A 12369-nucleotide genomic window follows, 5' to 3' on the forward strand; every position below is an offset into this window, starting at 1 on the left:
GCGATGAGCAATTCCATTCCGATTCTGATGTACCACCAAATAGATATACCGGCACCTCGCGGCACCCAATTTCGAGGTCTGACGGTTCATCCTAAAAGTTTTGCCAGACAAATGCGCTGGATGCACAGACTCGGATATCGCGGGTTGAGTATGCGTGACCTTATGCCATATCTAAAGGGGGAACGAACCGGCAAGGTGTTTGGCGTGACCTTTGATGATGGATTTCGTAACGTTTTTGTGAATGCTTTGCCCGTTTTATCTGAGCTGGGCTTTACCTCGACAAATTATCTTGTTGCGAATCAGTTCGATGGCGGAAATATTTGGGATGCGCATAACAATGTCCCTTTCTCGCCTTTGATGAGCAAAGACGAAGCAAGAGCCTGGGTACAGGCTGGTCAAGAGGTCGGGTCTCACACACTGGATCACGTTCATTTGCCTGAACTCAATTCCGAAGTCGCGCGGCAACAGATTTTTCAGTCTCGCCAAATTCTTTCCGAGACTGTTGCTCAGGACGTTACGGCTTTTTGCTATCCATATGGTCATTTCAAGCCAGAGCATGCCGCGATGGCTGCAGAGGCGGGGTACCAAAATGCCACCACGACAAAAAGAGGGTTGGCTGGACCCCAAGACGGTCCCTTTTTGCTTCCGCGGGTGGGAATTTGGCGCAGTACCCATTTGCTGAGATTTTTTCAAAAATGTTTGACTGGCCACGAGGACCGTCGCCGTGGCTGAGCGTTTGCGCATTGCGCTGATCACTGAGCGCTTTGGTCGCAAATTTGGTGGAGCGGAGGCTTACGCCGTTCAATTGTTTGAAAAAATTTCACTGAATCACGACGTTACCGTCATTGCGAGGGAGTTTGATCACTCCCTGTCGATCAAGGAAATGCTCGTGCCGCGTTTGAATGGCTGGCCTGGTTGGATACGTGCTTTGCACTTTGCCTACTGGGCGCGTAAATTTTCTTATCCTAAAAGTCAGTCTAGAACAGACATAGGCTTTGACGTCGTGCATACCCATGCGATGGGACCTGCGGGTGACATTCATGTCGTGCATGTCGTACCAGTAAAGTTTAGACGTTTTTGCCTTCAGCCCCGCTGGCGAGGTCTGCTGGGCTGTTTGCAACCCCGCAATCTTGCTTACTTGTGGCTGGAGGCTCAATCCGTTCGCTCTGGTCGCTCCGGTTCTGGCAGGCGTGTTGTCGCGGTCTCCCCAAGCGTGGAGGCTCAGCTGTATCAGGCCTATCCTGCATTAAAAAAAGTTGAAATGATTCCACCTGGTGCAAATACTGTGCCAATGGATCAATGCGTGCGTGGGCAGATGCGAGAAAAATTCTGTTGGGGAGAACGGGATGTGGTCTGTTTACTTGTTGCCCGGAATCCAATGAGAAAAGGTTTGGCCTCGACCCTTGAATCCTTTATCAGACTGCCGCATCACTTCAAGCTTCTTGTTGTCGGGGCCGACGCAGAGGCCCGCGCTTATCTATCCGCTCGTCATCCTGAGCTTGTCGAGCGAGTGAGCTTGGTGGACCCTGTCGCGGAAGTATCCCCCTATTTTTTGAGTGCGGATATTTATGTTCATCCAACGCTGCGCGACAGCTTTGGTATGGCTCCCCTGGAGGCCATGGCACACGGAATACCGGTTGTGCTCAGCGCAAAGCAGTATTGCGGTTTTGCGGATTTTTTACAGCATCAGTACGATGCGTGGATTCTTGATGATCCCAAGGATGTTCAGTCTTTGGCGCAGGCTATTCTTGCTCTTGCTCCGGGTGAGCGTCTGCGCGATGAGATTGTGCGCCAGAGTCAGCGCGTGGTTGAGCGATTTTCCTGGGACGCTGTGGCCAAAAATTATGAACACCTTTATCACACGGTGCGTGCCGAGCGAGAGCTTCTTCACAGCCAGCCGCGTACCCAATAACCGAATAGACCTAAATACTCTTTGATGATGGTGCGGCTGGCACTCAAACTTCTTGTGTGCGGCCACCAGAGATCAGGCGCATCCTTAGTAGGCAACACAATCTGAGGCGCACCACCTGCCGCAGTAACTTGGATGCCGCGTTTTTCCAGACTGCCTAGTGCCCGTGGCATATGAAGAGCCGAAGTCACAAGCAGCGCACTTTTGAGTTTTTGGCTGCGCATCATGATGTCGCTAAAACGAGCATTTTCATAGGTGTTGCGACTTTCGTTTTCCAAAATGAGCGCCGAGTCTGGTATGCCCCGCTGACGTAACAGGCGTGCCATGATCTGTGCTTCACTGACTTTACCCTCAAGAGCACTCCCGGAAAGTAGAATGCGCGGCGCACGTCCTGCCAAGTAAAGAGCTTCAGCCCGATCAATGCGATCGACGGCGGTCGACCGGTTATATGGTTCAAACCAATTAGCCCGGTTGGCCTGGGTATTGCCTCCAAACACAATGATGACATCTGCGCGGGGCAATTCTTTTGCTTGTTTATAAGCGTATTTGGACTCGAGTAGTCCCCCCAAGTAGAGGGAGGTGGCAGGAAGTGACCAAGCAAACACCCAGCCCAATCCAAAGATCGTCAAGACAATCGCTGTGACCCTTAGTCTAAGAGAAACCATGACTAGGGCCAGTGCCAACAAGACGAGGCACAGCCCGGGTGGGTAAAGCAGAAGATTGGAAAAAGGGATGGAGGAAAGCAATGTTTATATTTGGCCTGTAAGCTTCACATACTTGTTATTAGACTCTAAGCATTAGACATTAACAATTGCTGCACCCGTGTGACAACCTCTCCGGCAGTCGGCCATTGTCCGTTTATTCCCATATTGCAACTGTTTTGACTCCAGGGACCTGTGCGGGAAGCATCCGTGACACCAAAAAGCGTGACTTGTTTCGCACCGGCTGCAGCGCATAAGTGCGCCACGCCCGAGTCGTTACAAATGACAAGTTTTGCCATGCGCGTCAGCGCGCAGAATGCACCGAGATCGAGGGGGCGGATCAAATCCACAGTCGGCGCTGCGCGGTTGGCAGCCACTTGTTCTGACTGGGGTGGGCACATGGCGACTTTGACACGATTATTTTGCAAGACGCGTGCAAGGGCATCAAAGTGCGGCCAGACTTTTTTTTGACCGCGGTGCTGACCGGTCGCAGTGGGAGCTATCAGAACAAAGTCCCCAGCTTTGAATCCGGCTTCACGCAAGGCAGCTGCAGCGGCCTGTTTGTGCTCATTGGTAATGGGAAGCGACAGAGTATGTGCGAGACAGGCGTCTTCTGTATCTTTCCCCCAGCTTTTTAGCGCGCGTTGTGTGAGCGCGTACCAAGCTTGAACGGCATGCAAGGGTTCGGCAGGCTTGTTAAACGCCCATTTGAGGAGAAAGGATCGTCCATCATCGCGCCAGCCTGCGCTTTGGATGCCCGCCAGCCGAAAAGTCAGTGCGCTCGACAGTGAATCTGGCATCAGTAAGCCCACCTGATGTGCAGGATGCTGCTTTCGCCATTGGCGCAATGCACGGACATTATTTTTGATCGAATCGGTCATTTCGATAAATCCTTCGACCTTAATCCCTGTCAACAAGGATCGCGCCCAGCCTTTTGCGCAAATCACATAGGAATAACCTGATTGACTGAGTAATTCCAGCGCGGGCAGGCACATACACACATCCCCAATCCAGTTCGGGAGCCGAATAAATATAGGGGCAGGGCGGTTTGTTACGTCTTGCGCATTCATTTTCATCGTAGTGGCGAGAGGTTGAGACAGGTCTGATGCTTACTTCGGTTCGCTCAGGCGAGTAAAATCATCTAATTATTCGATTTTAGAGCCACATTTTGACTTCACCCGTCACCACAGCAGCTGACTCTTCTCAAGCGCTAAGAAAAAATCTATGGACGCGTATATATAGTCGTGTCGGTACCTACTGGAAAGGCTTGGCACTCGCGGTTCTGTTTATGGCGGGGGCGGCCGCTACCCAGCCAACGCTTGCCGTCGCCATGAAACCGTTGCTGGATGAAGGTTTTTCGGGAGCTAAACCTGAATATGTCTGGCAAGTACCCTTAGCAATCATCGCGCTGATCTTCTTGCGCGGACTCTGTAATTTTTTTAGCGATTATTTGCTTGCCTGGGTCGCGAATAATGTCTTGCTGGGTGTCAGGCGAGACATGTTCGAAAAGCTGTTGACTATGCCCGACAGTGATTTTAAAAAAGGCGACACGGGTCGCTTATTAAACCGCTTCACTGTTGATGCCGGTAATGTCACGAGCTATGCCACAGAGGTCTTGACGGTCATTGTGCGGGAAACACTAGTCGTGTTGGCAATGATTGCCGTGCTCCTTTACATGTCCTGGGAGCTGACGCTGATTATTTTGGTCACGATGCCAATTTCAGTGTTGATTTCACGCTCTTTTATTGCCCGCATGCGACGGATCAATCAAGATACCGTCAATATGAATGCCGAGCTGACCCGTGTGGTGAGCGAGGGGATTGATGGGCAGCGTGTCGTCAAACTGTTCGATGGTTACGCCTTTGAGCGCAGCCGTTTTTCCTATGTGAGTGGTCGCTTGAGACGTTTTGATATGCGCGCGGCGACTTCAGATGCCGCGATGACGCCCATCACACAGGTGATTACTGCCATCGCAGTCGCTGCCGTGATCGCGGTGGCGTTGAATCAGGCCAATTCAGGCACCCTGACCGTGGGCAGTTTCGCGGCCTTCATGGCCGCCCTCGCTCAGATCTTTGATCCCATCAAGCGCTTGACCAAGGTGGCCGGACGGATGCAAAAAATGCTTGTTGCAGCCGAAAGCGTCTTCACATTGGTTGACCAGCCTTCTGAACCGGAGACAGGTACGGGGCATTTTGATGCGAGAGCAAAGGGTAAAGTTGAATTTCGTCACGTATCCCACCGGTTTGCCGATGCACAAACGGATACCCTGTCGGATGTCACGATTACTGCAGAGCCTGGACAAACTGTTGCCTTGGTTGGGCGCTCGGGCAGCGGCAAGACTACGTTGGTTAACATGCTGCCAAGATTTGTTTCACCCTCCAGTGGAGAGGTCTTGATTGATGGTCGTGATATCTCGACTTTGAATCTGAGGTCTTTGCGCGAACAATTGTCGCTGGTGAGTCAGGATGTCGTATTGTTTGACGATACGATTGCGGTCAACGTTGGGTACGGTGCGCTTCACGATGCGTCTGAAGCGGAGGTGCGGGCCGCCCTTGCCGCAGCGAACCTGCTCGAGTTTGTTGAGTCATTACCTTTAGGGTTGCAGACGCCTGTCGGAGAGAATGCCACCCGGCTGTCTGGCGGACAGCGGCAACGTTTGGCGATCGCCCGCGCTTTGATTAAAAATGCGCCGATCCTGATTCTTGACGAAGCGACTTCGGCCCTGGACAATGAGTCTGAACGCCAAGTCCAGGCCTCTCTTGAGACCTTAATGAAGGGCAGAACCACACTGGTGATTGCCCATCGTCTGTCGACCGTTCAAAATGCTGACAAGATCGTAGTGATGGATCACGGTAAAGTAGTCGAACAAGGGTCGCACGTCGAACTGTTGGCGCGCGCAGGTGCTTATGCCGCCCTGTACCAGATGCAGTTTCGAGAAGAGTAAAAAGGCTATCTATGTCGCAGAGCTCCCGCACGTTATCCCAACAACTTGCCGAAGCGGCGCTCAAGCGATTCGGGGAGACCACCCGCTGGCCGGATAAAATTCCTGATGATTTACCGGGTGGCGATGAGCTTCTGAGAATGCTTGCCCACAGTTCGCACCGCAAGTGGACTCAGCGGGAGGTCTCGCAGGATTTGCTGGATGTTTTGTTTGCGTGCGCGCTTTCCGCACCTTCCAAGTCCGATTTGCAGCAAGCCGACATTGTCCATGTTGCTGACCGTGCTTTGATCAAAGCTGTAGCGGATGACATACCCGATATGCCGTGGATCAATGACGCGCCAGTGTTTTTAGTGTTTTGTGGAAACAATCGTCGCGTCAGGCAAATTGGACAGTGGCGAGGGAAACCTTTCGTCAATGAACACCTTGACCACTTCATGAACGCCGCCGTTGATGCAGGAATCGTTCTCGCCCAATTCATTCGAGCGGCCGAGGCGGTTGGTTTGGTAACCGTTCCCGTGAGCGCTATTCGCAACCATCCTGAAAAAACAAGTGAGCTGCTTGGACTACCTGATGCGGTGTTTCCTGTGGCGGGTTTGTGCGTGGGGTATCCTCAAGAGCAGGGCCGAATCATGCCTCGACTGCCCTTGTCTGTGACCACGCATCGAAATCGATTTGATGAAGCGGGACTGAAAGAGCAAATCGATGCCTATGATCAGCGGCGTCATGCGCTATTTCCGCTCAGACGACAGCGCTACGCGAATCTATATCCGGATGCGGATTTTAATGGCTGGTCTGAAGACAAGGCCCGTCATTACTCGGTTCCGGAGCGTGCCGATTTTGGTGCATTTATCCGAAACAAGAAATTCAGTTTGAAGTAAATTTGATCGAAAAATTTGACAATAAAAATTCAACCAATACGGGACAAAACCATGAGTAGTCAATCAAACACAGAGCGTGCGGACATTCAGACCCTGGCCAGACTTGCCGGGCTTGAGCAAACACTTGCGCGTTTTCCAGATGATGTCGAGACCGCTGCGCGCGTAGCCTTGAACATTCGTGCTTCATTTAAATCCCCTCCAGACAATACCGTCGAATTATGTCCTGTGATGCAGGTGAAATCATGATGCACTGGATGACTGCCGCGGAAATGAGTCGAGGGTATGCAGCGGGTACCCTTTCACCTGTTACTGTGATTGATACGTTGCTGGCGCATATTGATCAATATGAGCCTAAATATCGTGCCTTTATTCATCTTGACCGGGATGCTGCGCGTCTTGCTGCAAAAGAGGCCGAGCGAGAGATCAGAGCGGGCAGGACTCTCGGACCCTTGCATGGAGTTCCTGTTGGAATTAAAGACATCATTGATATTGCAGGCCAGCGTACCTCATGCCATTCCAAAGTGATGATGGATCACGTGGCAAAGGAGGATGCTTCTGTCATCCAGGCCTTGCGAGCGGCTGGAGCAATACTGCTTGGCAAGCTCGCGCTGCATGAGTTCGCCATCGGCGGTCCTTCTTTTGATCTGCCTTTCCCACCCGCACGCAACCCATGGAATGTCGAGCATCATCCTGGCGGCTCCTCATCCGGTTCAGGAACTGCGCTTGCTGCGGGTTTTGTCCCGCTTACGCTCGGAACCGATACGGGTGGTTCGGTCCGTAACCCTTCAGCCGCCTGTGGCTTGGCGGGCCTGAAGCCGACATATGATTTGGTTTCTAGAAAAGGGGTTTACCCTCTCTCGATGTCTCTGGATCATGTGGGACCCATGGCACGAACCGTTGAAGACGTTGCGCTTTTGTTGGACGTACTGGCAACAACTTCCACCATATCCTCAGCTGCAAAACCTGTTTCCTATACGAGGGATCTGCAGCTGGGCGTCAAGGGTTTGCGAATCGGATTTATTCGACATTTTCATGAAAAAGATGAGCTGGCCGATCCTGAAATGACGCGTGCGTTAAACGATGCTTGCGAGGTGTTTCGTTCTTTGGGTGCCACAGTCAAAGACATCACGCTGCCATCACTTCAAACCTTTAGCGCTGCGCAGAAAATTATTCTGATGTCTGAGGGTTGGGCTGTTCATGCGCGTCATTTGCGCGAGCGACCCGAGGACTTTGCGCAAATGTCTCGACGCAAATTAATTTGCGGTGCTTTCCTTAGCGCCGGAGACTATGTGCAGGCGATGCAATGGCGCGGAGCTTTAAGTGATTCAGTGAATCAAGCTTTTGATGAGGTCGATGTTTTATTGGCCGTCAATTCGTTTGATCCACCATGTCGAATCGAGGATGAAAAAGAAATCGTAAGGACCTACACCAGACAGGCACGTGTTCCGTTTAATCTGACCGGCCATCCTGCTTTAGCCTTGATGAACGGTCTGTCTAGTACCGGCTTGCCCTTGTCCATGCAGATCATTGGCAAACATTATGATGAAGTGACTGTGTTGCGCACAGGAGCGGCCTTTGAACAGGCCACCCCTTGGCACAAGACTCATCCTGAACTTGGTTAATTACCCAAGCGTTTGACGCACAATTTTTGCGCCTTCGGCAAGTGCACGCAGCTTGCCAAAGGCGACATTTCTTGGCAGATACTTCATGCCACAGTCTGGTGCCGGAATCATGTTTTCGACCGGGACATATTTGAGTCCTGCACGGATGCGATCCGCGACCTGTTGGGCTGTTTCAATGTCATGCGTCCCAAGATCGAGTACGCCCAGCATGATTTTTTTTCCTGCCAAGTCACTTAAAACACCCAAGTCCAAACGCGGTTGTGCAGCCTCGATTGAGATTTGCTTTGCGATGGAATCGCTCAGCCCCGGCAGAAATGAATAGCCCGTCGGTTTTTGTCCTTTGACAACCGCTGCATAGCCAAAACAGAGATGGACAATCGTCGGCACCGTGATGCCTTGCAAGGCGCGATTGATGGCTTTGACTGCATAACGTTTGGCTGCCTCGGGATCATGGCGTAACCAAGGTTCGTCGAGCTGAATAAAATCCGCACCCGCGGCCTGAAGATCGAGCGCCTCTGCGTTCACCGCAGCGGCAAAGTCCATGACCATTTCTTCGTCATCGGCATAGAACTCATTCTTGGCTTGTTGTCCCATTGTGAAAGGACCGGGCAGGGTGATTTTAGCGAGACGATCGGTGTGAGCCTTCAGGAACTGAAGGTCCCGAATTTCAACGGGATGGGTGCGGACAATTTTACTGACCACGCGCGGGACAGGCGTTTTGAGTCCTGTTTTTGAAATGATGATGGCAGGAGAATCACCATTCACTCCCTCTAACTCCATCGCAAAACGATTCGAGTAGCTTTCTCTTCTGATCTCACCGTCTGTGATGATATCGATTCCTGCGCGCTCCATGTCGCGGATAGCCAGGACAGTCGCATCATCTTGCGCCTGTTCCAACCACTCACCCGGTACGCGCCAGATTTCTTGCTGACGCGTGCGTGGAACGCCCTTGGACAACTGCTCCCGATCAACCAGCCAGTCAGGCTGTGGGTAGCTGCCCACGACTGTAGTGGGGAGCAGGAGTTCTTTGGATGCTTCTTTCATGAATATTGACTTTTTAATTGGCACTTGCGCCGGAATCTTTCACAATCTTGGTCCACTTAGCGAGCTCTGCAACGGTGAAATCATTGAACTGTTGGGTCGTCATCGGAGTGATGATGAGACCCATGTTTTTGAAGCGCTCCTGAACTTCTGGATCTGCCAGTACTTGGGTCGTGGCTGCGTGGAGTTTCTCGACTATGTCCTTTGGCATGCCTGCAGGACCCGCCAGACCCCACCAAGGGCGAAGGTCGTAGCCTTTAACGGTATCGCCAATAGGGGGCACTTCAGGTGCGATGGGACTCCGTTCACTTGTAGCGACCCCAAGTGCTCTGAGTCGTCCCTCTTTGACGTGAGGATAGATGACGGGCACGTGGTAGAACGTCATGGACACCGTGCCGGCAAACAAGTCAGTAAAGCCCTGGTTGATATTTTTGTAAGGCACGTGCTGAATATCGATGCCCGCCATGGTCTTGAGTAATTCGCCGGCCATGTGGGGGGAGGTGCCTGAACCAGCGGAGATATAAGTCAGCTTCCCAGGGTTCTTTTTCGCATAGGCAATCAGTTCCGCCATGTTGTTGGCTGGAATTTTTGGATTGATTGCCAGCATATTAGGCGCTGAAACCATCAGCGCGATATGCGTGAAATCTTTGATCGGATCAAAATTTACTTTTTTGTAGAGCTCAGGGTTCGTCGCATGCGTCGCGCTGGTCGAGAATGTCAGCGTGTAGCCATCAGGCGCCGAGCGCGCGACGGACTCGGCCGAGATATTGCCTCCCGCACCGGCTTTGTTTTCCACAATAATATTTTGTCCGAGCAATTTGCCCAGCTTGTCAGCGTAAACACGCGCAATCACATCGGTTGTGGTGCCTGCAGAGTAGGGCACGACAAACTTGATCGGTTTATTAGGATAGTTTGCTTGCGCGTGCGCGGCCGAAAAACTCAACGCTCCCGAAAGAGCCAGGGTCGCGAGTCCGAGCGAGCGGACCACACGTGATGCTGAAAACTTCACCATATCTTTCTCCTCTGGATTTGTCTGGTATCTATGCTTTTGGTGTAAGTAAAGACACCAAAGCAAGCTTCTTCTTGAACTATTCTGATGAACAACTTTTTTGAGTGTAGCGTTCAACAGAGCGCGATGGACGACTTGTCATATCCATATGATCCTGTATTGACAAGATTTGATTACTAGGTCAGGTTAAATCTGCGCGATGCCGCTCAGGTCAGAACAATATCGTATTGTTCTTGCGTGTAGTCACTCGCAACCTCGAGGGATATTTTCTTTCCTATAAAGTCACCCAGCATGGCGAGATGCTGACTTTCTTCTTCAAGAAACAGATCGATCACCCCTTGCGAGGCGAGAATCCTGAATTCGCGAGGATTGAATTGTTTTGCTTCGCGCAAAATTTCACGCAAAATTTCATAACAGATACTCTTGCTCGTCCTGACATTGCCTCGGCTCTGGCAGGTGGGACAAGGTTCACAGAGCTGATGGGCGAGTGAATCTCGGGTGCGCTTGCGAGTCATTTCCACAAGCCCTAATTGAGTAAATCCGTTGACTGTCATGCGAGTCCGATCAAATGACAGCGCCTTGTTGAGCTCGACCAAGACCGCATCGCGATGCGCGACATCTTCCATATCGATAAAGTCGAGAATAATGATGCCACCAAGATTGCGCAGCCTCAGTTGACGGGCGATTGCTTGTGCGGCCTCGAGATTGGTTTTGAAAATCGTATCGTCAAAGTTGCGTCCACCGACAAATCCACCTGTATTAACGTCCACCGTGGTGAGCGCTTCGGTCTGATCGATGATCAAGTACCCACCGGACTTCAGGTCCACGCGTCTGGAAAGCGCACGGACAATCTCCTCCTCGATATTTGCCGTGTCAAACAACGTGCGCTCTCCGCTGTAATGCTTGATCCGTTCAGAAACTGAAGGTGTGTAAATATCTGCCCAGGCTTTGAGTTCCGTGCAGACGGTGCGCGAGTCAATCAATATTTGATTTGTGTCCGGGGTCACCATGTCTCGTAGAACACGTTGGGCCAAAGTCAGGTCTTGGTGAAGCAGACTCGTCGCGGGCAAGGTTCTTGCGCCTTTCTGTACATTCCCCCAAAGAGTTTTGAGGTAGGCGAGGTCGGCTTCGAGTTCTTGATCCGTCGCACCCTCAGCCTGTGTGCGCACAATAAATCCACCCTTTTCATCCGGGGAAACGAGGGCTTGGAGGCGTTCGCGAAGGGCTTGTCGATCCGCTTCTGAACCGATTTTCTGTGAAATGCCGATGTGTGGCTCATGTGGTAGGTACACAAGCATTCTGCCTGCGATACTGATTTGAGTAGACAGTCGAGCCCCTTTTGTACCAAGTGGATCCTTAATGACCTGAACCATTAAGCTTTGACCCTCGAAAATGAGCTTTTCAATAGGGGTGGGCGTTGTCGCCAACGCGCGTTCGGATCGATTTTCCCTGAGGTCTGCGATGTGTATGAAGGCTGCGCGTTCAAGGCCGATTTCCACGAAAGCGCTTTGCATGCCAGGCAGTACTCTCACAACCTTGCCGAGATAAATATTTCCGACCTGGCCGCGCTGAGTACTGCGCTCCATATGGAGCTCCTGTACAGCCCCGCGAGCGACCAGAGCCACACGTGTTTCAAAAGGCGTGACGTTAATCAGAATATCTTCATTCATGTTGGCTAAATCTCGAAATGCGTATAATTGGTTGTGCTATAGTAGCGGGCTTGGCATGAAACATCTTCATAAGATGAATCATGTTCAGGGGTTAAATACCAAATGCTTTAATCAAAGCGGTACTTAACTAAAGTTCTACTCAAACGATGAGTCAGTTCGAGTTATTTTGACTGAGTCGGGCCGTTTAGGTTGATTGCAAAATTATTTTCAAAGTTTTTTGCAAATTGATTAAAACAGGTTTGACATGGATAAAAAACTCCTTCATAATCTCGTTTCTCTGCTTCAGGCACATAATCAAAGCCAAAAAGCATTGCTAGCAATAAAAAGCTAGGTTTATAGAATTCAGCAGTACCTTGTTCTTTAAAAATTTGACAACCGATAAGTGTGGGCGCTTGGAATGAGTGTCGCAGGTTGCTGGGCTGTAACAGGTTCAGTGATTGCAAACGAAATCAAGTGCTCACAAAGAAGTTAGGAAATGAATGTTAAGTGTAAAAGCTTGATGTAAATAACCTCACTTCCTTTGAGCAGCGACGTATAACCGGCCTGTGTTTACACAGGTCATGGAAATACGATTTATACAGAGATTAAACTGAAGAGT

The 12369-nt window shown here is 51.1% G+C and carries 12 protein-coding genes; 6 read left to right on the forward strand and 6 right to left on the reverse strand.

Annotated elements, in window-relative coordinates:
• Window positions 1-3: 3 nt before the first annotated feature.
• Both QWY27_RS13700 and QWY27_RS13705 read left to right on the forward strand, forming a co-directional pair.
• Entirely contained in the window at window positions 4-732 is a 729-nt protein-coding gene (locus tag QWY27_RS13700; RefSeq protein WP_290198964.1) for a polysaccharide deacetylase family protein, read from the forward strand.
• Window positions 725-1912 carry a glycosyltransferase family 4 protein gene (locus QWY27_RS13705; protein WP_290198965.1) on the forward strand — a complete coding sequence of 396 codons (1188 nt, stop codon included), beginning with the start codon at window positions 725-727 and terminating at the stop codon, window positions 1910-1912. The genes QWY27_RS13700 and QWY27_RS13705 overlap by 8 nt, the downstream gene beginning before the upstream one ends.
• Here the strand turns inward: QWY27_RS13705 and QWY27_RS13710 are convergent.
• Both QWY27_RS13710 and QWY27_RS13715 read right to left on the reverse strand, forming a co-directional pair.
• The gene (locus tag QWY27_RS13710) at window positions 1888-2655 is read right to left on the reverse strand and encodes a YdcF family protein (protein WP_290198967.1); all 768 of its coding nucleotides are present in this window, start codon (window positions 2653-2655) and stop codon (window positions 1888-1890) included. The two genes, QWY27_RS13705 and QWY27_RS13710, sit on opposite strands and share 25 nt — an antisense overlap.
• A gap of 44 nt (window positions 2656-2699) precedes the next feature.
• Complete coding sequence (locus QWY27_RS13715; RefSeq protein ID WP_290198968.1) at window positions 2700-3605, reverse strand: glycosyltransferase family 9 protein; 906 nt, start codon at window positions 3603-3605, stop codon at window positions 2700-2702.
• Window positions 3606-3778: 173 nt separating this feature from the next.
• Here QWY27_RS13715 and msbA point away from each other — a divergent pair, with 173 nt between their 5' ends.
• From msbA to QWY27_RS13735, 4 genes are read left to right on the forward strand one after another with little or no spacing between them, the layout of a single operon-like run.
• Window positions 3779-5554, forward strand: a complete 1776-nt coding sequence (msbA, locus tag QWY27_RS13720) for a lipid A export permease/ATP-binding protein MsbA (RefSeq protein WP_290198969.1) — start codon at window positions 3779-3781, stop codon at window positions 5552-5554.
• An 11-nt stretch (window positions 5555-5565) separates the two neighbouring features.
• Window positions 5566-6429, forward strand: a complete 864-nt coding sequence (locus tag QWY27_RS13725; protein WP_290198970.1) for a nitroreductase family protein — start codon at window positions 5566-5568, stop codon at window positions 6427-6429.
• Between the two features lie 51 nt (window positions 6430-6480).
• Window positions 6481-6675 (forward strand): hypothetical protein, encoded by a 195-nt coding sequence (locus QWY27_RS13730; RefSeq protein WP_290198971.1) that lies wholly within the window; start codon window positions 6481-6483, stop codon window positions 6673-6675.
• On the forward strand, window positions 6672-8051 hold the full coding sequence (locus tag QWY27_RS13735) for an amidase (protein ID WP_290198972.1): 1380 nt from the start codon (window positions 6672-6674) through the stop codon (window positions 8049-8051). Before QWY27_RS13730 ends, QWY27_RS13735 begins: the two co-directional genes overlap by 4 nt.
• Here the strand turns inward: QWY27_RS13735 and QWY27_RS13740 are convergent, their stop codons facing one another.
• The 4 genes from QWY27_RS13740 to QWY27_RS13755 all read right to left on the reverse strand — a co-directional run bounded on the left by QWY27_RS13740 (window position 8052) and on the right by QWY27_RS13755 (window position 12214).
• A complete protein-coding gene (locus QWY27_RS13740; protein ID WP_290198973.1) occupies window positions 8052-9095 on the reverse strand; it encodes a hypothetical protein in 1044 nt (347 codons plus the stop codon).
• 13 nt (window positions 9096-9108) lie between these two features.
• On the reverse strand, window positions 9109-10104 hold the full coding sequence (locus QWY27_RS13745; protein ID WP_290198974.1) for a Bug family tripartite tricarboxylate transporter substrate binding protein: 996 nt from the start codon (window positions 10102-10104) through the stop codon (window positions 9109-9111).
• Between the two features lie 203 nt (window positions 10105-10307).
• On the reverse strand, window positions 10308-11771 hold the full coding sequence (gene rng / locus QWY27_RS13750; RefSeq protein WP_290198976.1) for a ribonuclease G: 1464 nt from the start codon (window positions 11769-11771) through the stop codon (window positions 10308-10310).
• A gap of 161 nt (window positions 11772-11932) precedes the next feature.
• Complete coding sequence (locus QWY27_RS13755) at window positions 11933-12214, reverse strand: hypothetical protein (RefSeq protein ID WP_290198977.1); 282 nt, start codon at window positions 12212-12214, stop codon at window positions 11933-11935.
• Window positions 12215-12369: the final 155 nt, after the last annotated feature.

This window comes from Zwartia vadi, from assembly GCF_030410375.1.
GTDB lineage: Bacteria > Pseudomonadota > Gammaproteobacteria > Burkholderiales > Burkholderiaceae_B > Zwartia > Zwartia vadi.

Bases quoted from the DNA above. Each gene is read 5' to 3' on its own strand.
- QWY27_RS13700 (WP_290198964.1), top strand. From the start codon at position 4: ATGAGCAATTCCATTCCGATTCTGATGTACCACCAAATAGATATACCG.
- QWY27_RS13715 (WP_290198968.1), bottom strand. From the start codon at position 3,605: ATGTGCCTGCCCGCGCTGGAATTACTCAGTCAATCAGGTTATTCCTAT.
- QWY27_RS13725 (WP_290198970.1), top strand. From the start codon at position 5,566: ATGTCGCAGAGCTCCCGCACGTTATCCCAACAACTTGCCGAAGCGGCG.
- QWY27_RS13730 (WP_290198971.1), top strand. From the start codon at position 6,481: ATGAGTAGTCAATCAAACACAGAGCGTGCGGACATTCAGACCCTGGCC.
- QWY27_RS13735 (WP_290198972.1), top strand. From the start codon at position 6,672: ATGATGCACTGGATGACTGCCGCGGAAATGAGTCGAGGGTATGCAGCG.
- QWY27_RS13740 (WP_290198973.1), bottom strand. From the start codon at position 9,095: ATGAAAGAAGCATCCAAAGAACTCCTGCTCCCCACTACAGTCGTGGGC.
- QWY27_RS13745 (WP_290198974.1), bottom strand. From the start codon at position 10,104: ATGGTGAAGTTTTCAGCATCACGTGTGGTCCGCTCGCTCGGACTCGCG.
- rng (WP_290198976.1), bottom strand. From the start codon at position 11,771: ATGAATGAAGATATTCTGATTAACGTCACGCCTTTTGAAACACGTGTG.